This window comes from Virgibacillus sp. W0181 (assembly GCF_051846915.1).
GTDB lineage: Bacteria > Bacillota > Bacilli > Bacillales > Amphibacillaceae > JBPYCR01.
The window spans coordinates 63,071-88,870 of the sequence record NZ_JBPYCR010000008.1 but is presented as its reverse complement, the minus strand read 5'-3'; the positions used below and the strand labels follow the sequence as shown (position 1 = coordinate 88,870).

The 25,800-nt window shown below is 39.6% G+C and carries 25 protein-coding genes; 9 read left to right on the top strand and 16 right to left on the bottom strand.

The genetic code is table 11. The annotated features are described in order from the left end of the window. Nucleotides 1-53: 53 nt before the first annotated feature. Nucleotides 54-734 carry a histidine kinase gene (locus ACLIBG_RS05430; RefSeq protein WP_439311738.1) on the bottom strand — a complete coding sequence of 227 codons (681 nt, stop codon included), beginning with the start codon at nt 732-734 and terminating at the stop codon, nt 54-56. 253 nt (nt 735-987) lie between these two features. Here ACLIBG_RS05430 and ACLIBG_RS05425 point away from each other — a divergent pair, with 253 nt between their 5' ends. The 7 genes from ACLIBG_RS05425 (at nt 988) to ACLIBG_RS05395 (ending at nt 7,107) form a co-directional block, all read left to right on the top strand. Then, nucleotides 988-3,387, top strand: coding sequence for a Na+/H+ antiporter subunit A (locus tag ACLIBG_RS05425; protein WP_439311737.1), 2,400 nt, complete (start codon nt 988-990; stop codon nt 3,385-3,387). Next, on the top strand, nt 3,374-3,796 hold the full coding sequence (locus tag ACLIBG_RS05420; protein WP_439311736.1) for a Na(+)/H(+) antiporter subunit B: 423 nt from the start codon (nt 3,374-3,376) through the stop codon (nt 3,794-3,796). The genes ACLIBG_RS05425 and ACLIBG_RS05420 overlap by 14 nt, the downstream gene beginning before the upstream one ends. Nucleotides 3,797-3,799: 3 nt before the next feature. Then, entirely contained in the window at nt 3,800-4,138 is a 339-nt protein-coding gene (locus ACLIBG_RS05415; RefSeq protein ID WP_439311735.1) for a Na(+)/H(+) antiporter subunit C, read from the top strand. Beyond that, nucleotides 4,131-5,609, top strand: a complete 1,479-nt coding sequence (locus ACLIBG_RS05410; RefSeq protein ID WP_439311734.1) for a Na+/H+ antiporter subunit D — start codon at nt 4,131-4,133, stop codon at nt 5,607-5,609. The genes ACLIBG_RS05415 and ACLIBG_RS05410 overlap by 8 nt, the downstream gene beginning before the upstream one ends. A 397-nt stretch (nt 5,610-6,006) precedes the next feature. Continuing rightward, nucleotides 6,007-6,492: a Na+/H+ antiporter subunit E gene (locus tag ACLIBG_RS05405; protein WP_439311733.1), complete on the top strand. Its 486-nt coding sequence runs from the start codon at nt 6,007-6,009 to the stop codon at nt 6,490-6,492. Continuing rightward, nucleotides 6,489-6,767: a Na(+)/H(+) antiporter subunit F1 gene (locus ACLIBG_RS05400; RefSeq protein ID WP_439311732.1), complete on the top strand. Its 279-nt coding sequence runs from the start codon at nt 6,489-6,491 to the stop codon at nt 6,765-6,767. The genes ACLIBG_RS05405 and ACLIBG_RS05400 overlap by 4 nt, the downstream gene beginning before the upstream one ends. Then, entirely contained in the window at nt 6,751-7,107 is a 357-nt protein-coding gene (locus ACLIBG_RS05395; RefSeq protein ID WP_439311731.1) for a Na+/H+ antiporter subunit G, read from the top strand. The genes ACLIBG_RS05400 and ACLIBG_RS05395 overlap by 17 nt, the downstream gene beginning before the upstream one ends. A 94-nt stretch (nt 7,108-7,201) precedes the next feature. Here ACLIBG_RS05395 and ACLIBG_RS05390 read toward each other — a convergent pair whose 3' ends face one another. From ACLIBG_RS05390 to ACLIBG_RS05380, 3 genes are all read right to left on the bottom strand, one after another. After that, nucleotides 7,202-8,122: a DMT family transporter gene (locus tag ACLIBG_RS05390; protein WP_439311759.1), complete on the bottom strand. Its 921-nt coding sequence runs from the start codon at nt 8,120-8,122 to the stop codon at nt 7,202-7,204. Nucleotides 8,123-8,466: 344 nt separating this feature from the next. Continuing rightward, the gene (gene rlmN / locus ACLIBG_RS05385) at nt 8,467-9,534 is read right to left on the bottom strand and encodes a 23S rRNA (adenine(2503)-C(2))-methyltransferase RlmN (RefSeq protein WP_439311730.1); all 1,068 of its coding nucleotides are present in this window, start codon (nt 9,532-9,534) and stop codon (nt 8,467-8,469) included. 134 nt (nt 9,535-9,668) lie between these two features. Further along, the gene (locus ACLIBG_RS05380; RefSeq protein WP_439311729.1) at nt 9,669-10,826 is read right to left on the bottom strand and encodes a M24 family metallopeptidase; all 1,158 of its coding nucleotides are present in this window, start codon (nt 10,824-10,826) and stop codon (nt 9,669-9,671) included. Between the two features lie 480 nt (nt 10,827-11,306). Between ACLIBG_RS05380 and ACLIBG_RS05375 the strand changes: the two genes are divergently transcribed. Then, complete coding sequence (locus tag ACLIBG_RS05375; protein ID WP_439311728.1) at nt 11,307-12,182, top strand: alpha/beta fold hydrolase; 876 nt, start codon at nt 11,307-11,309, stop codon at nt 12,180-12,182. Between the two features lie 110 nt (nt 12,183-12,292). Here ACLIBG_RS05375 and motB read toward each other — a convergent pair whose 3' ends face one another. Both motB and motA read right to left on the bottom strand, forming a co-directional pair. Then, a complete protein-coding gene (gene motB, locus ACLIBG_RS05370; RefSeq protein WP_439311727.1) occupies nt 12,293-13,060 on the bottom strand; it encodes a flagellar motor protein MotB in 768 nt (255 codons plus the stop codon). Beyond that, nucleotides 13,038-13,838, bottom strand: a complete 801-nt coding sequence (motA, locus tag ACLIBG_RS05365; RefSeq protein ID WP_439311726.1) for a flagellar motor stator protein MotA — start codon at nt 13,836-13,838, stop codon at nt 13,038-13,040. The genes motB and motA overlap by 23 nt, the downstream gene beginning before the upstream one ends. A gap of 452 nt (nt 13,839-14,290) precedes the next feature. On the opposite strand from motA, the gene ACLIBG_RS05360 reads away from it, so the two are divergent. Then, entirely contained in the window at nt 14,291-15,307 is a 1,017-nt protein-coding gene (locus tag ACLIBG_RS05360; protein WP_439311725.1) for an LLM class flavin-dependent oxidoreductase, read from the top strand. Nucleotides 15,308-15,590: 283 nt separating this feature from the next. Here the strand turns inward: ACLIBG_RS05360 and ACLIBG_RS05355 are convergent, their stop codons facing one another. From ACLIBG_RS05355 to ACLIBG_RS05310, 10 genes are read right to left on the bottom strand one after another with little or no spacing between them, the layout of a single operon-like run. Further along, on the bottom strand, nt 15,591-16,541 hold the full coding sequence (locus ACLIBG_RS05355) for a glucosamine-6-phosphate isomerase (RefSeq protein ID WP_439311724.1): 951 nt from the start codon (nt 16,539-16,541) through the stop codon (nt 15,591-15,593). Between the two features lie 45 nt (nt 16,542-16,586). Next, a complete protein-coding gene (locus tag ACLIBG_RS05350; RefSeq protein ID WP_439311723.1) occupies nt 16,587-17,291 on the bottom strand; it encodes a PIG-L deacetylase family protein in 705 nt (234 codons plus the stop codon). Between the two features lie 55 nt (nt 17,292-17,346). After that, a complete protein-coding gene (locus tag ACLIBG_RS05345) occupies nt 17,347-18,102 on the bottom strand; it encodes a DeoR/GlpR family DNA-binding transcription regulator (protein ID WP_439311722.1) in 756 nt (251 codons plus the stop codon). 32 nt (nt 18,103-18,134) lie between these two features. Continuing rightward, the gene (locus ACLIBG_RS05340; RefSeq protein ID WP_439311721.1) at nt 18,135-19,337 is read right to left on the bottom strand and encodes a carbohydrate kinase family protein; all 1,203 of its coding nucleotides are present in this window, start codon (nt 19,335-19,337) and stop codon (nt 18,135-18,137) included. Next, the gene (locus ACLIBG_RS05335) at nt 19,318-20,508 is read right to left on the bottom strand and encodes a Gfo/Idh/MocA family protein (protein ID WP_439311720.1); all 1,191 of its coding nucleotides are present in this window, start codon (nt 20,506-20,508) and stop codon (nt 19,318-19,320) included. Before ACLIBG_RS05335 ends, ACLIBG_RS05340 begins: the two co-directional genes overlap by 20 nt. Next, on the bottom strand, nt 20,492-21,352 hold the full coding sequence (locus ACLIBG_RS05330) for a class I fructose-bisphosphate aldolase (RefSeq protein ID WP_439311719.1): 861 nt from the start codon (nt 21,350-21,352) through the stop codon (nt 20,492-20,494). Before ACLIBG_RS05330 ends, ACLIBG_RS05335 begins: the two co-directional genes overlap by 17 nt. A gap of 33 nt (nt 21,353-21,385) precedes the next feature. Further along, entirely contained in the window at nt 21,386-22,408 is a 1,023-nt protein-coding gene (locus ACLIBG_RS05325) for a Gfo/Idh/MocA family protein (RefSeq protein ID WP_439311718.1), read from the bottom strand. A 13-nt stretch (nt 22,409-22,421) separates the two neighbouring features. Beyond that, the gene (locus ACLIBG_RS05320) at nt 22,422-23,261 is read right to left on the bottom strand and encodes a sugar phosphate isomerase/epimerase family protein (RefSeq protein WP_439311717.1); all 840 of its coding nucleotides are present in this window, start codon (nt 23,259-23,261) and stop codon (nt 22,422-22,424) included. 25 nt (nt 23,262-23,286) lie between these two features. After that, nucleotides 23,287-24,252 carry an ABC transporter permease gene (locus ACLIBG_RS05315; protein ID WP_439311716.1) on the bottom strand — a complete coding sequence of 322 codons (966 nt, stop codon included), beginning with the start codon at nt 24,250-24,252 and terminating at the stop codon, nt 23,287-23,289. Then, nucleotides 24,249-25,772, bottom strand: a complete 1,524-nt coding sequence (locus tag ACLIBG_RS05310; protein WP_439311715.1) for a sugar ABC transporter ATP-binding protein — start codon at nt 25,770-25,772, stop codon at nt 24,249-24,251. The genes ACLIBG_RS05315 and ACLIBG_RS05310 overlap by 4 nt, the downstream gene beginning before the upstream one ends. Nucleotides 25,773-25,800: the final 28 nt, after the last annotated feature.

The following is a 25,800-nucleotide window of genomic DNA, read 5'->3' as shown; positions in this document are numbered from 1 at the left end:
AAAAAGTGAAAGCCATGTGATTTCACCAGCTTTCACTTCATTACAGTTATTATTTAGTTTTTATTGTTACAATTCGGGGGTTCCTTAATGTCTTCTGTTACACGATCTTCTTCTACATTTACTTCGTATGTTTTACCGCCATAGGCAAATTTAAAAATACCGTTGTTAAAATCGGTGCCAATTTCTTTATAAAATACGCCTTCATAATAAGCCGTTTTCGACTTTGTAAACTGGAGTAAGTACCCTTTATCATCCTTTTGCAGGAAACCGCGCACCCCTTTTTCATAGGTTGTTTCGCTTTCGCTCTTTAGTGTTCGGTCAACAGCGACAATATGAATATCAATAAACAGTAACTCCCGCAACAACACATTAACAAATGAACCTTTTGTAATCTCCTCCCAACGATTTTGTGGAGCTTCACCAATAATCACTTGTGTAACATTGTATTTATGAGCCACTGCTTTAATCGTTTTAACGGAAGAACGGGCTTCATTATCTTTAAGGATAAATTTGTCAACTCCAAGTTCTTCGGAAAGCTCTTTCCACTGCTCAATGTATGACAGCTTTTCCGCATCGAATTCATCGTACGGGCGCTTATCGACAGTCAAGACATATAATGGACAATTGAGCATATTCGCCAGTTTATGCCCGCGCCGGATGAGTCGTTCTCCGTTTGGCCCGTAATAAACACAAACAAGTATGCTTTCATCCATACGAACTTTTTTCTTTTCCACTGCCTGTCACCTCGTTATTATTTATGAACACCGTTCTAATTATTTAAAGTGCATGAACACCTTATTTACTATATACTTAATGATGTGTTACATTTTCTAAACATGATATCAATCGATGCTTCCCATCATTATACTTACTATTCGCGTATGAAACAACTGTCTCTTTTGCAGATTTATTTATAACGAATTGTACAGTAAATCTTTTCAGCTACTAAAAACCAAAAATCTGTTGAATACTATAGGAGGTTTCCCATTGCTGACGGTAATTCTGGCAATCCTTTTTCCATTTTTAGCAGCCTTGCTTATTTTACTATTACATAAAAAAACTTCAACTATTCATCTCGGATGGTTTGTAATGACTGTTCCGTTTGCCTTATTTGTCTTGCTTGCCTTCTACATTCCGGCCATCGCTAACGGGAAAACGTATAGCCACACAGTTCAGTGGATTCCCGCTTATCACATTAATTTCATTACAAACCTTGACGGGTTAAGCATGATTTTCGGACTTTTAATTACAGCTATCGGTACGCTTGTTATTTTATATTCCATTTACTATTTGTCCACGGATGAAGCGTTAAAGCCTTTTTATATTTATTTGCTTCTATTTATGGGCAGTATGCTCGGTGTCGTTTTTTCAGATCATATAATGATTCTGTACGTCTTCTGGGAATTGACGAGCATCTCTTCATTTTTACTCATCGCCTATTGGTATCATCGAAAAGGCTCTCGTTACGGGGCAAGGAAATCACTCTTAATTACTGTTTTTGGCGGATTCGCTATGCTTGCCGGATTTATTATGTTGTACCATATTACAGGTACTTTTAGTATTCGCGAAATGATATCCATGTACAGTCAATCGAAAACACATGACTTGTTTTTGCCCGCGTCTATACTAGTTTTGCTCGGAGCTTTTACGAAATCGGCGCAGTTTCCTTTTCATATATGGCTCCCAGATGCGATGGAGGCACCTACGCCTGTAAGTGCATATTTGCATTCTGCCACGATGGTGAAAGCAGGTATTTACCTTGTTGCCCGATTTACACCGATATTCGGGGGGGAGACCTTTTGGTTTTGGGCTGTTGTCACCGTTGGTTTCATCACGTTATTATGGGGTGCTTTTTGTGCGGTCAGGCAAACAGACTTGAAAGCTTTACTCGCTTATTCAACCGTTAGTCAGCTCGGGTTGGTTATGACTTTACTTGGAATAAGTTCACTTGCTTTCCTTACTGATACATCTGTTGAAACAACTTTATATACGCAGGCTGCGTTTGCCGCGCTATTCCATTTAGTGAATCATGCTACTTTTAAAGGCGCACTGTTCATGGTTATCGGGATACTCGATTTCCGCGTTGGCACTAGGGATATTCGTAGGTTGGGCGGATTAATGGCTGTGATGCCTGCCTCTTTTACAATCGCCTTAATCGGTAGTTTTTCTATGGCTGGTCTTCCACCATTTAACGGCTTTTTAAGCAAGGAGATGTTTTTTACCTCTCTTCTCCATGTACAGCAGCTATCCATCTTTTCACTGGATACATTTGGTTTTCTTTTTCCGGTGATTGGATGGGTCGCAAGTGTATTTACATTTGTTTATTGTCTTATAATTGTTTTTAAAACCTTTTTCGGAACATATCGGAAGGACGCCCGAATTGATGTGAAGGAAGCCTCGCCAGGGATGCTCATTGCACCAGCTGTTTTAAGTCTCTTCATTATTTTAATATTCTTTTTTCCAAATGTGCTTGGAAAGTATTTGCTACGTCCGGGGTTGTTCAGTATATTTCCGGCCGATATGGCGTACTCCATTGAGCCGATTAGTGCTTGGCATGGGGTTAATGGCCCCTTATTTATGACGATAGGTATATTGATCGTCGGGTCTGGTTTATATGTCTTTTATCGGTACTGGCGGATAATTTATACACTATTTCCACAGAAATGGTCACTTGATTCGTTGTATCATCATTCTTTAACGTGGATGGAGAATATCTCGAATTCATTGACTGCTGTTTATATGACCGGTTATTTGCGTCATTATTTGTTGTATATTTTCATCTTTTTCAGCCTTTCTATCAGTACAGCCCTAATCTTTTTGGGTGCATGGCCCGATCAATCTGCGCCGAATGCTCCAATTGGATCCTTACACTGGATGTTAAGTATGATGATGATAGTCGCGGCTGTGGCCATCCTATTTGCAAAAACACGGCTGACTGCTGTTTTATTAAATGGGTTTATCGGCTTTTCGATTGCGATGTTTTTTGTTTTGTTTCGGGCGCCGGATCTTGCGCTCACTCAGATTGTCGTTGAAACCGTAACAACAGCACTTTTCTTACTCTGTTTTTCCTTTTTGCCTGCTTGGAAAAAAGAAGCAATCAAACGGGGAAAAAGCGTCACACACTTACTTGTGGCCATTTCTGTCGGAGTAGTTTTTACCGTTACCGCACTTGCCGTTCATCACGGTCAGCTATTCACTTCTATCTCCGATTATTTTGAACATGCGGATAAACTGGCTGGCGGGAAAAATATTGTTAATACCATTTTAGGTGACTTTCGTGCATTCGATACAATGCTGGAAGTGATTGTAATTTTCGTAGCAGGCCTTGGTGTATATACGTTGATTAAACTTACATCCAAAGGAGGTCCAAGCAATGAAGACCAATGATGTTATTTTGCAGTCCGTTACAAAAGTCGTTGTCTTTATTATTTTAACGCTTGCCCTCTATTTGTTTTTCTCTGGCCACCACGCTCCGGGCGGCGGATTTATTGGTGGGCTTGTTCTCGCGTCTGCTTTTGTTCTGTTATATTTGGCTTTTGATATTGAAACGATTGAAAAAAGTATTCCACTCGATTTTAAGCTTGTTGCCGCCTTTGGAGCAATGATTGCTGTAGCAACCGGGTTCGGGGCGCTCTTATTTGGGGATACCTTTTTAAGTCAAACATTTGGTCATTTTGACTTCCCTTTTTTCGGTACGGTAGAATTAACGACCATTACCCTTTTTGAAGCAGGTGTTGCACTCACTGTTGTCGGGGTTGTTGTAACTATTATAATAAGTATCAGTAAGGACGTGTAAGAAATGGAAACATTAATGATCGTTGTTGCAGGGGTATTCGTAACGGCAGCCACCTATTTAATGCTATCCGGAAATGTTATTCGAATTATTCTTGGTACGGCCATGTTCACACATGCTGCTCACTTACTATTAATAACAATGGGAGGATTGGGCGCAAGTCAAGTGCCAATTATCGATAAAAGCGGCGTCGACTATGCTGACGCCCTTCCACAGGCACTCATTTTAACATCCATTGTCATTACTTTCGGCGTGACCGCTTTTTTCCTCGTTTTAGCTTATCGGACGTTTAAGGAAACGGGGACAGACCATATTGACAGGATGCGGGGAATTTACGATGAATAATTTAATTGCAATCCCTATGGTGCTTCCTCTTTTCATCGGCATTATTCTCGTCTTTTTACGCCCCTATGTACGTATACAGCGGGTTTTGAGCATTTTTGTCCTGATCGCCACTAGCATTGTAAGTATCATAATATTAATAACCATTCGGATGGAAGGGATCATCAGACTCGATTTTGGTGATTGGAGTGCCCCATTTGGAATTCTGTTCGTTGCTGACGCTTTCGCCATGCTTCTTGTATTAACTACATCCATCATTAGTGTGATTTGTTTATTGTATGCCGTTTACTCTATTGGAGAAGCACGGGAAAAAATGTACTTTTACCCTTTTGTTTTATTTCTAATTGCCGGGGTGAACGGAGCGTTTTTAACAGGAGATTTATTTAATTTGTTCGTCTGCTTTGAAGTGATGCTGCTGTCATCTTATGTGCTAATCACACTTGGGGCGACGAAACAGCAATTAAAAGTTTCGGTAAAATATATCGCGATTAATATTTTATCATCTTGGATATTTTTAGTTGCCATCGCTTACACGTACGGAACACTAGGTACACTGAATCTTGCCCATTTATCAGAAAGAATCGCCGAATCTGGACAAACTCCGTTACTAACGGTCATCAGTATCTTGTTTCTCATTGTGTTCAGCATTAAATCGGGATTATTGCTTTATCAATGGCTCCCAGGAGCTTACAGTGCGCCGCCCACAGCGATTGCTGCATTATTTGGTGCGCTTCTAACGAAAGTAGGGATCTACGCACTTATTCGTATGTTTACCTTATTGTTTTACCATGAGCCGCAAATTACACATACGTTGATCGGCATTATGGCCGCAATCACATTAATCGGTGGCAGTATTGGTGCCATCGCGTATACAGATATTCGCCACATCGTTGCCTATAACGTAGTCGTTGCTGTCGGGTTTATACTTGTCGGACTTGCGATCGGGACGCCAACAGCAATGGAGGGATCAATTTTTTACGTTGTGCATGATATTATTGTTAAAGGTTTGCTCTTTTTGTTGGCCGGTACGATGATCGCACTGACCGGCTCAGCAAAAATTGAAGATATGAGTGGGTTGATCCGAAACTATCCGATGCTCGGTTGGCTTTTTTTCCTCACCGTTCTTTCTTTAGCTGGCATTCCTCCATTAAGCGGGTTTTTGGGGAAGCTACTAATTGGACTCAGTGCGATCGAATCGGGGCAATATCTTTTGTTAGCTATTAGTTTTTTATCAGGGATGGCCGTATTGTACTCTCTGCTTCGTATATTTATGAGTTCTTTTTGGGGAGAGACTATTATAAGTACCGAAGAGGAAAAGCCTTTATCACGTGGGCTGCTTGTTCCTTGCAGTTTACTTGCAGCACTTACCATCATGCTTGGCCTTGGGTCAGAGGGGATCGCTGTGTATGTCATGGACGCAGCAAATACTTTAACAGATCCCCAAATTTATATTGACGCTGTTTTGTATAAGTAAAAGTAAGAAAAGCGCAAGCGCCCTGGTCAATCCCGACAAGCTTAAGCAAGAAATCGTAGTGGCGGTTTTTGCCACGAAGAGTTATTGCTTAAGACCTCGAGGGGCTGGGCGCTGGCAGGCTTAGAACGCCACGTCCTGTGGCGCCGCCTGGGACTGCGCATAAATGCTCGTCCCACCGAAAAAATTTGCACTAGAACATCCTGGGACTGTAGCTCCGCTTTCGTCCCACCGAAAACATTTGTACGTCGAAGCTAGACAGCTATGCACAAAATTTTATACTTTCTAACCTTTTAAAAATAACAGTTTTTGATTACTAGAATCGTTTTGAAAATAATTAACGCTTATGAAATAAAACGATGATTCGTATGCTACTGTAAAAGCAAGAAGAGGTGATGAAATGCCGGCACAATTTATACTAAACTTATTTATCGCTTTACTATGGGTCTTATTTCAGGACGAAGACGTATTTCGCTTCGAAACGTTTCTAATCGGCTTTATCGTTGGGATTGGGATAGTCTTTCTAATGCGCCGTTTTTTTGGTGGGCGCTTTTATTTGCACCGATTATATTCGATTGTAAAACTGTTCTTTATTTTCAATTGGGAGTTAATTTTATCGAGTGTTGTCGTGATTAGACAGATTTTAAGCCCAAGAATCGATCTCGAACCAGGAATTTTCAAATATAAAACCGTTTTAAGAGGAGAATGGGAAGTGCCAACACTCGCCCTTCTGCTTACACTAACTCCTGGTTCGGTTGTTATGGAAGTAACACCCGAAGGAAATGTTTTTTATATTCATGCAATGGATATTAAGCGATATCGAGGCGACTTGGAGCGCTCACTTGAAAAATTTGAAAAAGCCATAATGGAGGTGACGAGACAATGATTGAAACGATGCTACTACTTTCACTTATTTTATTCGGTATTGCCATCCTGATAACGTTCACTCGTATGATAATCGGTCCGACGCTTCCTGATCGGGTAATTGCCATGGATGTTATTGGCGTAAATTTAATTTCAGCCATCGCCATTGTTTCGATTTTATTTCAAACGAAAGCATTTTTAGAAGTGATTCTTATACTTGGTATTTTAGCGTTTATAAGTACGATTTCTTTTTCCAAATTTATCGAAAGAGGTGTTATTATTGAACGGCGACGTTAGCTTAGAATTCGTTGGGGTATTGCTTATCTTAATTGGTAGTATCATTAGTGTTATTAGTGCTATCGGGATTATTCGCTTTCCCGATATTTATACACGGGCGCATGCTGCGACAAAAACGACGACATTGGCTGTTTTGATTACGCTCGTTGGTGCCTTTCTCTACTTTTGGTTTGCCGAATCCTATATGAGCGTTCGATTATTGCTTGGGATTATTTTTGTTTTTATTACTGCACCCGTAAGCGGACATCTCATTTTGCGGGCTGCATATCGTTCAAAGGTAAAAATGTCTGAGTCGACGATTGAAGATGAACTGAAAGATGTATTGCATCCCGAAAAATAAAACTTATCGACAAGTCATGGAAACTAATTATGGTAGAATGACTTCCACATAGTGGCTGTACAAAACGTTTTTTACTGAAATATTTGGACATTTACTATAACGTGTGGGTTTTTTTACCAAAGCGCGTTCCCATAATAACACCTGCGATAATGAAAATCGATCCGATTAACTGGATAGGTTCGACAATTTGTTGCAAAACGATATAGCCAATAATCATTGCTGCAAATGGTTCCATATTCAGAAATATCGATGAGGTGGAAGCGCCCACTTGACGCACTGCACCGTTCCATAGCATCGTACAGAATCCATTCGTTAAAACGGCCGTTACGATTAATAAGGCCCAGTATTTCATATCGATTTGAAACGTTTGTGCGACGTATTCCGCCCGTAGGAAAGGCAACACCAAAACAAGCCCAAATACACTTGTATATACTGTAATAACCATTGGCTTCAGGTGTCTTGATAAATATTCCACAATCACTAGGTAAATCGAATATGTGAGTATCGTTACACCGATAAGTAATTCTCCTTTTCCTGCTTGAAGCATAAATCCATTCCCTTTAGATACAACAAGAGTAACCCCAAATATTCCCATAATAATTCCAACCCAGAAATATATTCTGCGTCTTTCTTTTAAATAAAAGTATGTAATAAATGATGTAATAAGCGGGCCAAGTGCATAAATTAATGCAGCGGTAATTGGATCGGTATGTTCTAGCCCCGTGTATAAGCTTAGATGACTAATCGTAATTCCAATAAACCCTGCGCCTGCAAGAACGAATAATAGTTTCAACGGTATTTTTTCACTTTTTATAAATCGCCAGCCAATTACCAAAAGAAATGCATTAATAAACACGAGACGAAAAAACGTCAGAGCAACCGGATGAAATGATTCTACCAGCACAGTCCCAAAAACAAACATACTTGCATAACAAGTAACACAAAACAGCAATATTCCATATACTTTCATTGAGTTATGCGAGTTATTCGCTGGTTCTATCACTTGCTCCGCCACTTTTGCCAATCCATGACCCCCCATAGGCTTCACAACGCTAACTACATATATATTCGTCATGAGCCAATAATCTAAATATTAAGAATGGAGCTTGCATTTTTTAGCCACTCTTTTTTTCAAAGAGTGGCTTTGATTGTCTAGCTTAAGCGCCCAGAAACTAGGCGACTTCCCGTAGCGCCTTACGATAAAGAAGACTTGCCGATGGCTTTAGACAGAGGCTTAGTCGACCTTATGCCCTTGGGTGAAAGTCATCATCGATTCGCACCGCTCATCGTGATTCCTTTATCTCAGTTGCTTCGATCCAGTCGCTACGTTTCTAAGCAGGGCGCTTGCGCTTTTCTTGTTTACCCAACATTCTTTTTCTTCATTTGTTGACTGCGCAGTTGTCCACAAGCTGCATCAATATCTGCACCTTGCTCCCAACGCACACCACAGTTAATTCCTTGCTCTTTTAATGTTTCATAAAAGCCTTGAATTGCCGATGTTTCACTGCGCTGATAATGGCTGTGTTCATCAACGGCATTATAAGGTATTAAATTGACATAAGCGAGATGACGATGATTGTATAATAGTTTCGATAGTTCCCTCGCCTCTTCCTTATGGTCATTCACATCATGCAGCATAATGTACTCGTACGTAATTCGCCGGTTTGTCTTTTCCAAATAATAATCGACTGCTTTCATCAACTTTTCAATCGGAAATGCGCGATTGATTTTCATGATTTTGGTTCGTAATTCATTATTTGGTGCGTGAATAGATATTGCTAAATTTACTTGGATGCCGGTATCGGCGAATTCATATATTTTATGTGCGAGCCCGCTCGTTGATACGGTGATATGTCTAGCTCCTATGTTCAAACCACCGTCGTCATTCATAATATAAAGAAAATCCATTAAATTAGTAAAGTTATCGAATGGTTCTCCAATTCCCATAACTACAATATGACTAACACGTTCACTTTCCCCTCGATTGTCAAGATGAGCTTGCACCTTCATGATTTGTTCAACAATTTCACTACTTGATAAATCCCGACTCTTCTTCATCAGACCGCTCGCGCAAAAAGAACAGCCGATATTGCAGCCAACCTGAGTAGTAACACAGACAGACAAGCCGTAGTGAAAACGCATGAGTACCGTTTCAATTAAGTTGCCGTCCTGTAATTTAAATAAAAATTTAATCGTTCCATCCTGCGATTCACGTTTAATTTCCTGTTCCAGCGTATGCATTACAAAATGTTCTTCCAATAACGCAATACAATCCTTGTTTACATTCTTCATTTCGGAAAAGCTGGATACTCTTTTCTTATAAAGCCAATTCCATACTTGTTGGGCCCGAAACTTCTTTTCACCATGTTCTACGAGCCAAGTCGTCAATTGCTTATATGTCAGTCCAAAAATGGAAGGTTTGTTCATTTGAATGTCCTCTTTTCTAATAGTTGCATTACTATCCTATTTTATAGAAGAGCACGTTTCGTAGCAAGTGGTTTGAATTGGAAACTTGAACTTGGAATATCTCATTAGCAGTTTTTTATAATCATCAGGAATATTTATTTTATCAAATGAAGTTCTCTGCTTCCGCCCGATAAAACTTCGTACCCTTCTTTTGTAATAACAATATTCTCCTCCAGCACAAACGCACCGAGTTCATTAATAATCCCTGGTTCGAGATTAATAATCATGCCTTCTTCGAGCACCGTATCATCGTAGATTGTAACAGATGGCGGTTCCGTACTCATTAGTCCCATACCGTGCCCCAATCTTCCGCACTCAAAATTAGCTGACATTCCGACCTTGTCCATTTCTTGTGCACATATGGTGGCAATATCAGATACACGAATGCCCGGACGTAGGTGTTCTATTGTCCGCATTGTCACTTTATGAACTTTTTGCTGTAAGGAAAAATACTTCTCGTTTGCTTTTCCTACAAAACCTGTACGACTAAAGTCAGACCAGTAACCATTATATTTTGCACCAAGATCCAGACAAATAAAATCGCCATTGGAAATAATTCTGTCTGTCGCTGTTTTACTCATGCGATCATAATTTCCTGAACCGGATGTCATAATGACAAATCCAGGGTGTTCCGCTCCCCCTTCCAACATATACATTTGGACCATACGGGAAATTTCCAGCTCCGACATACCCGGCTTTATGTCGGCAAATGTCTGGTCATGCGCATAGCTTGTCGCAACGCATGCACGCTTAATGCAGGCTATTTCTTTTTTCGATTTGATCATCCGTTGGCTCCATATAAGTTCAGATGCATCTGCGAATACCGCTTCACTCAGTTCCTTTTTCAGTGATTCATACGTATTTAGGGTAAATCCAATTCGTTGCTCGTAGCCTTTTTCAAAGCCAACTTTTCCTTTTGTCATATGCAAATCACCCATGATTTCAACTATTTCCGCTGCAGTTGGGCCATCTAAGCTTTCAAAATAGCGGACTTCACACCTTTTGGCAATTACTTTTGCATCTGGATATTGGAAGATATGTACATACAAAATGGGTAGCCCGGATTGGGGTATAAATAAAAATACCGGTCGCGTCATTGTTGTCCAAGGAGCATGTGTATGAAAGTTAGAATAATAGGTAATATTTGCTTCAGCCGAAAGAACAAGTCCGCAATATTCTGCGTTGTTTAGGTTTTGCTGGCAGTTGGAAATTCTTTCTCGAATGTCATCCTCTGTAAAACGGATTTCAGTCATTCCACACCATTCCTTTCGATGTGTAGTCTTATTTTTCAAACAAGATACCTAAACTTTAGGATGTAAATGTAATATATCACATTCTACAAAATAACCAATCTACTTTTGCGATTCTTTTCTGTTATACTGTGGGGGAATGAATATCGGAGTGACAGTTCATGCATTTTATTCGTAAAAATATTTACCTTCTATTTTTCATCGTTATATTTCTAAATTTCACGATTTGGGATTACTTTAAGACAAAACCGATACCATGGCTTGAAAATATCGGACAATCTACTTTTATCGTTATATTTTACATGTTTATCCGATGGGGCTTAAGCGAGTCAAAGCGTGAAAATATGAAACGGAAATAGTGTTATTCCAAGAGGTACTGCAGACGTTAAGCTTTTTCACGTACTTAGTTTGGTATTTGCAGTCTCGCAATCTATCTGGATTTTCTACAAGGGATAATCGATTAATCGGAGGTACGGGTCACACATGAAAACAACAATTTATAAAAGTGAAGATGGCAGAGAAAAAATTAGAGGTCACTATAACAATTATGTTGCTGAATTACCATTTGCAACCGAAAAGAAGTACGTCGATACGAGCTTTGGTAAAACGCATATGCTCGTTGCTGGTCCCGTAGAGGGGAAGCCTTTATTTATATTTCAAGGCGGAAATAGTATTAATCCGATGACACTTTCCTGGTTTTCTTCGTTAGTGGACACGTATCGAATTTATGCTCCGGATACAATTGGTCATCCAGGGTTTAGTGATGAAACGAGAATATCCGCAAGCGATGAAACTTTTGCCACCTGGACAGCGGAATTAATGGAGCAGGTCAATGTAAAAAAGTGTGCATTTATTGGCCCATCCTATGGGGCTGGAATTATTCTTAGATTAGCTGCATTCATGCCTGAGAAAGTTGATTGTTCCGTTCTCGTTTGCCCTGCTGGAATTCGTCTAGGATCGAAGCTCTCCATGATAAAGAGCATTTTACTTCCTCTAATTATGTTTCAAGTAACCTCATCTGAAAAGTACCTTCAGAAAATTACAGACAACATGTCAGTAAACTGCATGAAACATTTAGACAAACAGATTATAGGGGATATTTTCAAATATGTTAAACTTGAGCAAGATATGCCAAAACTTACGGAGAAAAAGGAACTGACCAATTATAATGCACCAACTCTAGTGATAGCAGGAGAAAAGGATGTTTTTTTCCCAGAAAGCAAACTAAAACCGACAGCAATGGAAATAATATCAAATCTCGTCGATTTCAAAACATATAATATGGGGCATTTCCCATCAATGGAGCATTTGCTACAAATCAACAAAGATATTCGACAGTTTTTAGCAACTCACTATTAAACACTTTAAGTAGAAAGTCAGCAATGAATACTAAAGAGTACAGATTTATGAAAACATAATAAGGAAATAAATGATTAGTTCCAACAACATCGGAAAAAGCTTAATGATAGCTATTCTTGGAAGGTTCGTTGCATCGGCTCCATCCAGACTTCGACCCTTCTATTTTTAGCTCGATTTTCTTCATTTGTATTAGGAACAATTGGCTGGTATTCCCCATACCCTTTCGCGCTGAACGTGCTTGGATCAAGCGTTCCAGCATCCAATATCAAGTCCATGAATCGTATGGCCCGCATTGCGCTTAGTTCCCAATTTGATTCAAACGTTGCATTATGCATAGGTCGATCGTCTGCATGACCGCTTACAACGATCTTAAGTGGCGGGTCAGTATGTAGCATCTTGGCCACTTGTTTGGCAATCGATTTTCCCTCGGCTTTCACCTGTGCACTTCCAGAGTCGAAAGTAACGTCCGTTTTAATCGAAATGAGCAATCCTTCACCGGTCAAAGTTGTATCAAGTACACCTGTTAAGCTGTTTTCAGCGATATACGCTTCAACCTGTCGTTGTATTTTTTCGAGCTGATTTGGTTCTTCTTTCACCTCTTTCTCTTTTTCCTTTTTATCTCCTTGTTCTTTTTCGTCTTTATTTGGAGCAATGGGACCTTCTTGCGGACTTGGACTTTGGCCATCCTGAATAATCCCCTGCCCGCCAGAAAATTCATTCTCAAAAACCCGGGACAGTTCCTTAAACTTTTGTGTATCTAATTCACTTAGTGCAAACAAAATAATAAACAGGGCCAATAATAACGTCAGCATATCCGCATATGGAAGCAGCCACGATTCATTTATCTCTGATTCTTCACGCTGTTTCTTCCGTCTCATTTGTTCCCTCCTCTTCCATCTTCATTATTTCCTTTGAAGATAAGTAAGAGCTTAATTTATCTTTAATAATAAGCGGAGATTCACCTGTTGTCAGAGAGAGTAGACCTTCTACCATAATTTCCTTCATTTGCACTTCATTTTTCGACTTCTCCTTCAGTTTGTTAGCAAAAGGGTGCCATAAAACATAACCGGTAAATATACCAAACAGCGTAGCAATAAAAGCTGCAGAAATAGCACTTCCTAATAGATCCATATTTTCCATATTTCCAAGCGCAGCAACAAGTCCAATCACAGCCCCCAACACTCCTAATGTCGGGGCATAAGTACCTGCTTGGGAAAATACAGCGACACCTTTTTCATGTCTAGCTTCCATGGCGTCTATCTTCTCTAACATTACCTCGCGTATAAAATCAGGAGTTTGCCCGTCGATTGCCAATTGCAATCCCGAATGAAGGAAAAGGTCATCTACATTGTCAACTTCCCCTTCCAACGCTAAAAGACCTTCTCTTCGTGTCAAATCAGCCCATTTGGAAAATTGATCAATAATTTGTTTAATATCCGAGTTCTTCTCCTCCGTAAAAATAATAATAAATAAACGCGGAACATTTTTGATCGTCTTCATTGGAAATGCGATTAATACGGATGCAGCCGTTCCAAAGAAGATAATTAATAATGCGGCAGGGTTAATTAAAGCGATAAGACTTACTCCTTTTAATACGATTCCTATACCAATGGCGATAATACCTAGAAAAAGTCCTATGACTGTTGTTTTATCCACTTTTGACTACCCCCACTTCTCGTTCTTATATCTCTACCCTATTTATCGTCTAATTTCATTAAAAATTAATGATGTTCGGATAATTCGGTACAAACTCGCATAAATACATTTTTATTTATACTTTAAACACGCACAAAAGATAAGCTTCCAGAGTCGAGTGAATGGTGGTTTGCAATCCAGTTATCTTAATCCTGCTTGTTGCATGCGAGCCGATCGTTAGACGAAACGACAGGATCATCGTATGCTTTTATATGTACACTATTACAGTGCCTTAACGACTGGTGTTCATCAGTGAGTAATAGCGGTGTTTAAAAGTCCCGTTTACAATCATATTGATCTTCTTCGTTCGCTTGAATATCTTTGTGCTTATAATCCTTCCTATTTGAACGCACATTAATAGACAACCACATACAAACAATTATTTTATAACTGTTAAAAAGGAGTGCATGAGTATGAAGCGTAAAAATGTAAAAACATTTAATAGTATCCCATTATCGGTGTTAGATCTTGCACCTGTAAATGAAGGAAGTACCCCTGCTGAATCGTTTCCAAAAAGTGTCGATCTGGCGCAGCATGTAGAAAAATTAGGTTTCAACCGATATTGGCTAGCGGAGCATCATAATATGCCGGGGATTGCCAGTTCAGCAACATCTGTTTTAATTGGTCATATCGCTGGGGCGACAAACGAAATGCGGGTTGGGGCGGGTGGAATTATGCTCCCGAACCATGCGACCCTTGTTATTGCTGAACAGTTTGGTACGCTTGAGTCCTTATATCCCGGAAGAATTGACCTTGGACTTGGAAGAGCACCGGGTACTGACCAAGCAACAGCCTTTGCCCTAAGAAGAACATTAAATCAAAATCCTGAAGATTTCCCAATGCAAGTAAAAGAATTGGAAAATTACTTTGCTGATGAGCCATCCGGCTATGTCCGTGCTGTTCCCGGAGAGGGCTTGCAAGTCCCTATATGGTTACTCGGTTCTAGTGGATTTAGTGCTCAGCTTGCTGCTCAAAAAGGACTGCCGTTTTCTTTTGCTAGCCACTTTGCACCTGATTACATGATGGAAGCACTCAAGCTATATCATGATCAGTTTCAGCCTTCACATGTACTGGACGAGCCGTATGTGATGCTTGGAGTCAACATTATTACTGCAGATACGCAGGAGCATGCAGAATGGTTGGCAACCTCCCAACAGCAGCAATTTTTAAGTTTGCGCCGAGGAGAACCAACAAAATTAAAACCACCAATTGACAATATCGATGATGTTTGGTCCGGTTTCGAACGGGCAGCTGTTGAACAAACACTCAGTTCACAAACGACGATGGTCGGTGATAAAGGTCTTGTGAAGGAAAAGCTTGATGCATTATTGGAGGCAACAAAAGCAGATGAATTAATAATTAACTCACAAATATACAATCACAACGAACGGGTAAGATCGTATGAAATCATAGGGGAATTAATGGAGTAATTTTGAAAGACAAAATAACACGAAAAAGAAGATAGGACAGAAGTATTTTATCTAATAAAAAAACGAACAATTAAATATAGAGTACAAACTTCGGCTCCGGAATTATACTTTGCTTTCAACAGGTGGCTGGTGAGCCACCTCGGAACTGATGCTTTTCCGGGCTCTCACTGGTGCCTCCCCTCTTTCAGAAGCCTGCGTATATATCCGGAGCTAATCTGATACACTGTTCGGATTACCACCTTATCAACTTCGTTATGACCTAGCCTGACTAATTTTAAACTTCTTAGTTAGACTCAGGTGTTAGTGGACCTGCCAATTCTTCCAAATAAAACAGCTTTCCAGGAAGTGTTGGCATGAAGCTGGATGGGATCCACATATCTGGTCCATATTGAAGAGTAACAGCAAACGATAAGCCTTGCCATTGCATTCCCCTTCCAAGTGTTCCATCACAGCCCCCTATAATCCGATCTGACTGCAAAAACAGTCCAGGACCAACCGTATTTGCCCTGCACGGGATAAGAGTCGTTCTACTTTTAAAACTTGTAATAGCATTTTGCTCAATCGTTAAAGGGTGCAATTGAGCAGCTATTCGATGTGTTTGTTTTTTCCAGTCTTCAACACGATCAAACTCTTCAGCAAAATGCGGCTCCCAAAATGCGATATGCATGACTCTTCCAATTCCAAAGACTGTTATTAATTCTGCACCTTCTGTCTTTAAGTTGGCAATTTTCTCCGCATAAGTCGGCAAATTTTCCTTTGTGGCAAAATTCCTTTGTTCTTTTGGAACCGTTAAGTCACCTAAAGGCCCATAAAAGGCCTGTTCCATCGCACGTTCAAAAGATCCATCACTAGTCGATGGAAGTGTATTACCTTCCGCGTCACTCCACTCATCCATATTAAACCCGTAAACATGGGCACAATCAGTATTCCATTCCTTTAAAAAGTAGACAACCCATTTGTACATCCCCATTGGGCCGACAGGTAAAATAAGTGCCAGTTTTTTACCTGCCTCTTTCGTCCGATAAATATTTTGTGCTATTTCATGACCCATCATCATGCTGAAATCGTTTTCATTTTCACTCGGTACAAGCTGGAAGTCATCATTCCAAAATGACTGCCTTTTCACCTTATCTTCAGGTGATTGCGCACAGCATTGATCAATTTTTTCCAAATTCCACCCTTTTGGATAAAAACCTTCTAATAAAGAACCTTTCACTGTACTGAAAAAATTCATTTTTAACCCTCCACTATAATTTTTCTATGTATCTACTAAAGGTGCTTAAGGTAATAACCGATTTGTTGTTAGCCGTGGCCATGCTTTGCACTGTGTGAACCCTTCAGCATAGGCAGCACCACTTTGTAATCCACGAAATTTGGATACGGTACGAACAAAGTCAAGAAAATCAATCCCATCATGCTCCTGTAGCCACTTAATTTGGCTCTTGTGGCAGTTATTCATATTGATTTTCGTTTCTATGAAGTCTGAAATATCGACATATTCGGTGGGCAGAAAATTAACACCTGCTAATGTATCCATATAATAAATAGGTACGACATGATCAAATGCTACATTATTAGTTTCATAGTACGGAACAGTGGCAGCAAAACTGGCATCAAAAACAGCCTTCGAAACTTCCATATGATCTTTCATATAATCATCAGGCGGATGTGTAATAATGAACTCGGGTTTTGTTTGACGAATAATATCTGTCAAACGATAAACCAAGTCATCGTTATCCGCTTTTACCGTGAGATCGGGAATATCCAAATCGAGCACCTCCGCACCAATGAGCGAGCCTGCTTTTATGGCTTCTTGCTTACGTACTTCTTTAAGCTCCTCCGACGGGATAATCTTATGCCCTTTATCACCGTTGGCAACGTGAACCATAAATACGTGATGACCATTAGCTGCGAGTTTCGCCAATGTACCGCCACAGCCAATTTCAAGGTCATCCGGATGACATCCAACTGCAAGTACGTTCATGCATGAACCTCCTTTTAGCTTTTGGATAAATTCACCTATCCAATCCAATTCTTATTCACTCAGCAACCATAACCGCTACTTTATTTCGCTTACAGCCTTCCAACAGTTTCGGATTTGGCAATTGATCTGTGATAATTCGCTGTACTTGATTTAATTTGGCAAAAGAAGCAAGTCCATTCACGTCAAACTTCGTATGATCTAGTAATATATTTACCTCGCCGGCTTGTTGTATGGCCGTTCGTTTAACTTCCGTTTCATGCATATTTGAGTTACTTAAACCATGTTCAACCGTAAGTCCCGTCGCACCGACAAATACACGATCATAGGCCATGTTGGAGAGCGTGTCTACAGCAATCGGCCCAACGAGGGAAAATGTAGTATCCAATAAATTTCCTCCAATGACGATTGTGGAAATCCCTCGTTCCTGAAGCTCACTAGCTACATTAAGTCCATTTGTAACTACGGTGTTTACATATTCACGCTTTAAATGGCGCGCAACTTGTACAGTAGTTGTTCCGGCGTCAATAAAAATCGACTCTCCAGGCAAAACAAGGTCAGCTGCTTGCTTTCCTATTCTTTCTTTTTCTTCTCTCATTACTCCCACACGTTCACGTAAGGCAATATCACTTTCAATAAGAATAGCACCACCAAATATGCGGCGAAGATGCCCATTTTGTTCAAGCTTCTCCAAATCTCTCCGTAACGTCATTTCTGTCACGGTGAATTTTTTCTTTAAAAAAGAAATTTTTATTTCTTTATGGGCAACTAACATATCCAATATTTGTCGTTGCCTCTCATTTAAATAATTCATCACATGAAAGGCTCCTTCTCTATGACTGTTGTTTAGTTTCTTTGATCATTTGGACCAATCCATACGTTGTCGACGGTTGCTCGTCTCCATCCAACAAGCGGTAAAACGACTTTTCTTTGTTTCCATCCTACATCGATTCTCTTTTTTGTTTCCTCCCAAGATACAATTCCACTTGTCGCATCTGCCTTTTCAACATTAAATCCACCAACTCCAACAGCACCTTGTAATGTCTTTTCGGGTGACAAATGATGAAGCACACAAGTGATAAATCCCGCAATGGTACAATCACCTGCACCTGTTGTTCCTTGAACATCCACTTCAAAACTCGGCATTAACAGTTCCCTGTTGGTCCACGATCCTCTTTTATCCTCGGGCAGAAAATGCAACCAATCCATTTTTTCTTTGGAGGACGATCGCATGTACAATCCGTGCTCCCCAAGTTTTAAAATTACTGTTTTCGCTCCCATATCGATCAATTCTTCAGCTACCGAACTTAATAAATTCCCATCTACATAATCAAGCATGATAGCTGAACCGTATTTGTTTTGCAATTCTAAAAATTCTTCGGGCTTAATCATAAACAATATTTCTTCAAAACTCGGCAGGAAAATGTCGACATACGGAAGGGTATTGCTTAAAACAGTTTTCCAATCCGCTTTACCTGCTTCTGCCTCTTCATCAGGCATTGCCATATCTAGCGAGGTCATTATCCCATTGCTTTTAACCTTTTGTAAAATCTCGGAAAGTATTTGGCCATCATCCGCATACATATTATACATTAATGGTGGATAACCAAAGTGAAAAAATGCAACATCGGAAAGTTCTTCAAATGATAAGTCTTGCAATGTAAACGTGTCATTCGTTCCACTGCAATGGAGCAAAATACGATCCGAACCTTTTGTACTTAAAACGATTGTATATGAACTCGCTTCCCCTTTGGCAACTATCATATGGTCAACTAAATGGTCGCCATTTTCCAAACATTTATCCATGATTGCTTGACCAAATAAATCATCACCAATCTTTCCCATCAACTTTACGTTTGCCCCAAGTCGGTGTAAAGCAATTCCTGTGTTAGCAACTGCTCCACCCGTTGTTATGATTGCAGGACCAACATCATTCAAACGTCCGGGTGCCATCCATTCTGAATCATCAATCCGGCAATTTGTAATCTCAGGAATAACATCTAGGCAAATATGACCGGCAACTGCGACCTTATACTTCCAAGCCGACATTGACATCACTCCTGTTACTACGGTTCAAAGCGACGGTTTTACTCGTCCGTTGCGACTCCAATGCAGCAGTAAATATATGATGCGTGCTTACTGCTTCTTGCGGTGTGGCACAATAAAATGACTGACTCATCTCTTGTCCATTTACCAGCTCATCGCAAAAAGCTGCCCACATTTGCAATATAGAATCGGAAAACCCAAATTCGAAAATACTACCCGTTATTGTTGGATATGCTGATTTGTAAGGAAGATCTTCATATTTCCAGCCTTGATTTTCACCAGGCCTAAAACTTAGGGTTGCCATTTGCTTTGGATATTTCGTGTTATATTCGGCCGAGAACTCCGTCCCTATAATACGTATAAACCACGTATTTGCGTGTCCAGGAGCAATTCGTTTCATCGACATAATTAATGGAAACTTATCTGCATCAGCAACTGCATCACATGTTAATATGGCATTATCCCATGTTTCACAAGGAACAAGTTTACCGTCTGTATTAGGACGATCATGAATGATGTTCCCTAAGTGGCCTCTTATATTTTGTGGCTTCCATCCGAATCTTAGTGGCAGATGTAGGACGTGCATGCCGAGATCTCCCATACATCCATATTCTCCATTTGTTTTTATTTCTCTTTTCCAATTAATCGGCTTATTTGGATCTAGATCACTGCTGTGCCAAAACCCTGTTTCGACTTCAATAATAGACCCAAATCGATTTTGGTTAACCCATTCAGAAATCTGATATGCACCTGGATAAAAAGGAAATTCGGAAGAACAGCGAACAATTACATTCGGATTCTTATTTAATGCTTCTATAATGTTTTGATTTGCATTGAAGTCAATTCCAAATGGCTTTTCACCTAGGAGGTGTTTACCTGCTTCAATGATATCTATATATATTTGTTCATGTAAATGATGTGGTACCGCACAATATATTGCTTCAACGGAGGGGTCTTTCAAAAGTTCTTTATGATTAGTAAACTTCTTTTCGACAGAAGAAATCTCGTTCACGAACCAGTCAAGCATTGCCGGGTTGGAATCACATACCGCCACAATCTCAGGTTGAAAATCCAAATCAAGTAAATGGCACCAGCGGGCGGATGCACTAGCAAATTCTCTCCCCATTAGACCACAACCAATTATACCAAACCGTATCTTACGTTTCTCTGTCATAGTGTCTCTCCTCAGTGTTCAGGATAGATAAAGCTTTCTCGGCATCCAACCCCGAATGAACCATTTTCATTAATGCTTCTGTCATTTTTTTGGGAGCGACATGCTGGATAACGTTGCGGCCATAAACAATCCCTGAAGCTCCCTGTTTCATTAATATCTCTGTTCTTTTTAGAATTTCCTCATCACTTGACCGACCGCCGCCACGAACGAGAATTGGAACTCCAGAGGCCACTTCGATTACACGATGGTATTCCTCTACATTGTCACATGGATCCGCCTTAATTACATCAGCACCCAATTCCACTGCCTGTCGCACGAGCGCCATTATTTTATGAATATCTCCATCCACCATATAGCCGCCTTTTACATCATTCGGCAGCATAACAAGTGGTTCGACCATTAATACCATGCCATATTTTTCACACTCTGTTTTTAATCGGGCTACATTTTTTACGCACTGATAATGCAGTTCAGGTTGGTTAGGCAAAAGAAGAAGATTAACACAGACTGCAACGGCATCCAATTTAACTGCTTGTTCTACCGGATTATTAACTAGCTCGCTAAAAAGAAATCTTGGCAATTCCTTACCATAAATATTGGCAGCATCTGTTCGCAATACAAGCGCTGGTTTATTTTTGTCCTCAATTTTTTGCAACTGGACTGCCTGACCTGGGCTTAACTGAATACAATCCGGATTTGCCTCCACCACCGTTTTAACCGCATGTTGTATATTCTCTATACTATTTAGAAATTCATATTCGTTAAAAAACCCATGATCAATTGCTACATCGAAACATTTACCGGTTGCGCTAAACATTCTGTTCATTCTTGCAGTTGAAGCCATTTTTGATTTCCTCCCTGTCAACTTTACATATGCTTATAAGTTTTTTATCGTTTCAAAGCGTTGTACCTCTCCTGTTTCCAATGATTTTTGTATGGCCAACATCAATTGAAGTACTTCCCGATTTTCTTCAGGTGGCATAATTTCAGGTTTTTTATCGTTTTGCACACAATCAATAAAATATGTCAGTTCATTTAAGTAAGGGTCGGTTTCTTCAACCTTGACCGGAATTATCTCCTTCTCGTGTTTATCAAAAATAACGAACCTGCTTTCCGACTCATCCAAGTTTTCCAAGTTTATACCAGCCGAAAAATGGAAATCGGTGGTCGTCTTTTCTCCTGAAGCACGAAATGACATCGTAAACGGAAACCCTTCCGGCATTTCAAATGAGCTTTCAACCACTGACTTTGTTCCATTTTCGAATATCAAGTTTGTCAACACATGATTCCATGCCCCGTATTCGTTTTGTTTACCTATCGCATAAACGCTTTTGATAGGGGCATATAAGTAGTACATAAAATCAATATCATGTAGATGCAAATCAAATAAACCGCCACCACTTTTATTCACGTCTTTGAACCATTCACCCCAATTTGGGTGTTGAGCTAAGCGATTCGCATAGATTATGACATCTTTTCCTAGCTCCCCCTTATCAACCATCTCTTTTATCTTCATATATTCCGGCCAGAACCTTAATGTTTGGCCCACCATAAAAGTGACTCCTGCCTTTTCCGTTGCTGCAATCATTCGATCAAAACTTTCCAGCGTTAATGTAACAGGCTTTTCACACAGCACATGTTTGCCTGCCTCTGCTCCCATAATGACTAACTTTTCATGAGTAAACGTAGGGGTACAGATATCAATAACTTGTATATCTTTTCTTGACATTAACATTTCTGCATCGGCCACATATTCACAACTGTAGTCCTTCGCTACTTTTATTCCCTTTTCCTCATTTACAGCCGTAATCGCAACGAGTTCTACATTATTCATCTGTCTATAAGCATCCGCATGTGTTTGAGCCATAAATCCCGTTCCAATAATTGCAACTTTAATCATGCTCATCACTCTCCTATTTTGATAATATGCGATCCATAGCGGCCGAAGTGTTGTGTATAATTTGATCATTATAATGCTTATAAGTTGGCATCATTTCAGCCGTACAGTAGTTGTCATATCCAATTTTTTTCAGGGCGTTCATCACTTCAGGGTAATTGACATCCCCTGCTAACAAATCCACAAATGCGTTAAATCCTCCTGGATCCTTGCGATAATCTTTGAAATGAACTCTTTTAATCCGCTCACCTAATATTTGAATCCACTGTTCCGGATAACCAGTTAGAAGAACATTACCGACATCAAAGTATACTCCTACATAAGGTGAATTGATTTGATCAACAAAGTCCCTCATTTCTAAAGGAGACAACAAAAATTTATTCCACACATTTTCAATGGCAATGGTAATTTGCTCGCTTTTTGCTTCTGCTTCTAAGTCACTTATCGCTTCCAATGCTCTTTCATATACTTTTTCATAAGAGCAAACTTCGGAATTGGGAACAAAATCAACACCGACATACCCAGGAACAACGAGTATCGTATCCGTACCTAACAATGAAGCCATTTCCATTTGTTTTCGGATAATATCCTTCGCCTTTTGTCGCTCCTTTATATAGTTACTTGTGAGTGAGTGTTCCCAAGGCAACCAAGAAGCCAAGCTCGCCATTTCAATGCCAATCTCCGCTGCCTGTTCTTTTACTTGCAATATTTCTTTATCCGTACTTTCCAAGCTAAGCTCTCCTGTATCGGCAAGGCAAAATTCGATTCCATCAAACCTGGCATTTTTGGCAATTACCATTGCGTCATAAACAGGTGTTCCGTCTTGAAATGACCAATAATTAATTCCTTTTTTCACTCTAAATACCTCCCAAATTGAGGTGTTACTTTTCGCGTATTTTATCTAAGTTACTAAGAACAACAGCGACAACAATGATTGCCCCGGTAATGGCCGTCTGTAAATAAGAACTCACCGATAAAATCGTCATCGCATTAGCAATTAATCCGGTCATGATAACGCCGAGAAACGCTCCACCGATTGTCCCCCTGCCGCCTTCGAATGTAACGCCACCAATAATGGCAGCCATTAATGCAGACAGTTCATATCCGGTCCCCGCAGTGGCAACGATTGAATCAAGTCGCGCAACAAGAACAATAGACGCAATACCCGCCAAAAGACCACCGATTCCGTACGTTATAATTTTAAATCTATCGACGTTGATTCCAGATAAATAAGCATTTTCTTCATTGCCACCTATCGCCACCATCCGTCTACCGTATTTTGTATAATTTAACAAAATAAAGATAATAATCACTGTTGCAAACAAAAATACGAGAGTCATAGGGAAGATACCTAAAAATTTTGTTCTACCAATAAACTCAAATTTACCTTTAAAGTTCATAAATTCACCGTCTGATACAATTAATGCAATCCCAAAGTATACACTGCTCATTGCGAGCGTTATAATCAATGGCATACTTTTACTTTTACTAACAATGATTCCGTTTAATAGCCCGCATAAGGTACCGACAATAATTCCCACCACAACTGCAATTGCAACTGAGCCATCAGCCATAATGATTTTGGAAATAACGACACCACAAAGGGCCATAATCATTCCTATCGATAAATCAATTCCTCCAGATATCAACAGAAGTGCCATTCCCATGGTTAATATACCTAAAACAGATATTTGCTGAAAAATGGTGATAAAGTTATTAATTGAAAAAAAATTACTGTTTATACTTCCGACAATAATAGATACAAGTATTATGATTAATAGTAAAATCGTTTTTTGATTTTTAAAAAGTTCTTTTGAATTCCTCCAACTTAATTGATGTTCGCTCATTGGACATTCTCCTCTAACGCACTCTTAATTATTGCTTCTTCCGTAATTTGATCTTTAGTCAATTCTTTTGATACGTCACCTTTCCGTATGACTAAAACGCGATCACTCATGGAGACGAGCTCAGGCATATCAGAGGAAATCAAGATAATTGACTTGCCTTGCTTTGTTAAAGCAGACATCAATTTATAAAATTCCGTTTTCGAATTAACGTCAATCCCCCTTGTAGGCTCATCAAAAATAAATATATCGGCATCGGCAAATAACCATTTGCCTAGTACTACCTTTTGTTGGTTTCCGCCACTTAAAAACCTCACTTCTTTATACATGGATGATGTCTTAACATTTAAATCTTTTGCAATTGGTTCAACAAGAGGAACATGTTTTTTTACATTTAAGAAAAAACCGTTTATCCGTCTATCCAGGCCAACGACTGTCATGTTTTCTACTATGTTATGTTCAAGCATTAATCCCAATCTTTGACGATCTTCAGTAATATGTGCAATGCCAGCTTTAATACCGTCTTTTGGATTTTCAATTTTTAATTCTTTTCCTTTATAAACAATGTTTCCTTTATAACGCCAGTCTGCGCCTGAAATTGCTCGAACAATTTCCGTTCTGCCAGCGCCAACCATACCGGCAATACCTAATATTTCGCCTTCACGTAAATTAAAATTAATGGTCGGGGAGTTTTGTTGCAGTTGCAGGTTATTTACTTCCAAAACAATATCACCAATTTCACTAGCTTCTTTGTTATAAAATAATTCAACCGGCCTACCGACCATATCCCTTGTAATTTGATCCATGTCAAACGGCTCACTCCCGTTTGACATCGTATTAACAACAGCTCCATCACGAAGAACTGTAATTCGATCCGCAATTTGGACAACTTCTTTCAGAAAATGAGATATGTAAATGATACTAATCCCTTTTTCCGTTATTCTTTTTACTAGCTTTAAAACACGATTGGCATCTTCAACATTAAACATTGATGTTGGTTCATCCATAATAAGTAGTTTCGGCTCCATAACGAGCGTCTTTAATATTTTTACAAATTGTTGCTCGGCGACACTTAAATTTTCAATCGTTCTGTAAGGATTAAGTTCAATTCCTAAAAAATCCATTTCTGCTTTCGTTCTTTTTACCATTGTTTTTCGGTCGATGAACCCCAAACGTGACGTCATTTCATGGCCTATAAAGATATTTTCGATAATATTCATTGTCGGCACGAGTAAGTTCTCCTGATAAATAATATTAATACCCAGTTCCTGTGCAAGTTGTGGGGACAACGCTGGATGAGAAGTCTCATCGACCACTATTTCTCCGCTATCAGGTTTGTAGGCTCCGGATAATATTTTCATCAACGTTGATTTCCCAGCTCCATTTTCTCCTACCAAACAATGAATCTCCCCCGGTTCTACATCAAACGTAATATCGGATAATGCACGGATTCCAGAGAAACTTTTTACGATATTTTTCATTTCAATAAAGAGTTTCTTTGGCTTGCCATTGTCATAAGCCATCTTAATCAGTCCCACTTTATACTTTTTT

Excerpts from the sequence above, each read along its gene's own strand:
- ACLIBG_RS05350 (WP_439311723.1), bottom strand. The coding sequence starts at position 17,291 with ATGAACGTACTTGCAGTTGGATGTCATCCGGATGACCTTGAAATTGGC.
- ACLIBG_RS05380 (WP_439311729.1), bottom strand. The coding sequence starts at position 10,826 with ATGACTGAAATCCGTTTTACAGAGGATGACATTCGAGAAAGAATTTCC.
- ACLIBG_RS05310 (WP_439311715.1), bottom strand. The coding sequence starts at position 25,772 with ATGGCTTATGACAATGGCAAGCCAAAGAAACTCTTTATTGAAATGAAA.
- ACLIBG_RS05420 (WP_439311736.1), top strand. The coding sequence starts at position 3,374 with ATGAAGACCAATGATGTTATTTTGCAGTCCGTTACAAAAGTCGTTGTC.
- ACLIBG_RS05415 (WP_439311735.1), top strand. The coding sequence starts at position 3,800 with ATGGAAACATTAATGATCGTTGTTGCAGGGGTATTCGTAACGGCAGCC.
- ACLIBG_RS05340 (WP_439311721.1), bottom strand. The coding sequence starts at position 19,337 with ATGTCGGCTTGGAAGTATAAGGTCGCAGTTGCCGGTCATATTTGCCTA.
- ACLIBG_RS05400 (WP_439311732.1), top strand. The coding sequence starts at position 6,489 with ATGATTGAAACGATGCTACTACTTTCACTTATTTTATTCGGTATTGCC.
- ACLIBG_RS05355 (WP_439311724.1), bottom strand. The coding sequence starts at position 16,541 with ATGAATTTTTTCAGTACAGTGAAAGGTTCTTTATTAGAAGGTTTTTAT.
- ACLIBG_RS05330 (WP_439311719.1), bottom strand. The coding sequence starts at position 21,352 with ATGGCTTCAACTGCAAGAATGAACAGAATGTTTAGCGCAACCGGTAAA.
- rlmN (WP_439311730.1), bottom strand. The coding sequence starts at position 9,534 with ATGAACAAACCTTCCATTTTTGGACTGACATATAAGCAATTGACGACT.
- ACLIBG_RS05325 (WP_439311718.1), bottom strand. The coding sequence starts at position 22,408 with ATGATTAAAGTTGCAATTATTGGAACGGGATTTATGGCTCAAACACAT.
- motB (WP_439311727.1), bottom strand. The coding sequence starts at position 13,060 with ATGAGACGGAAGAAACAGCGTGAAGAATCAGAGATAAATGAATCGTGG.
- ACLIBG_RS05375 (WP_439311728.1), top strand. The coding sequence starts at position 11,307 with ATGAAAACAACAATTTATAAAAGTGAAGATGGCAGAGAAAAAATTAGA.
- ACLIBG_RS05335 (WP_439311720.1), bottom strand. The coding sequence starts at position 20,508 with ATGACAGAGAAACGTAAGATACGGTTTGGTATAATTGGTTGTGGTCTA.
- ACLIBG_RS05345 (WP_439311722.1), bottom strand. The coding sequence starts at position 18,102 with ATGAATTATTTAAATGAGAGGCAACGACAAATATTGGATATGTTAGTT.
- ACLIBG_RS05315 (WP_439311716.1), bottom strand. The coding sequence starts at position 24,252 with ATGAGCGAACATCAATTAAGTTGGAGGAATTCAAAAGAACTTTTTAAA.
- ACLIBG_RS05410 (WP_439311734.1), top strand. The coding sequence starts at position 4,131 with ATGAATAATTTAATTGCAATCCCTATGGTGCTTCCTCTTTTCATCGGC.
- ACLIBG_RS05360 (WP_439311725.1), top strand. The coding sequence starts at position 14,291 with ATGAAGCGTAAAAATGTAAAAACATTTAATAGTATCCCATTATCGGTG.
- ACLIBG_RS05405 (WP_439311733.1), top strand. The coding sequence starts at position 6,007 with ATGCCGGCACAATTTATACTAAACTTATTTATCGCTTTACTATGGGTC.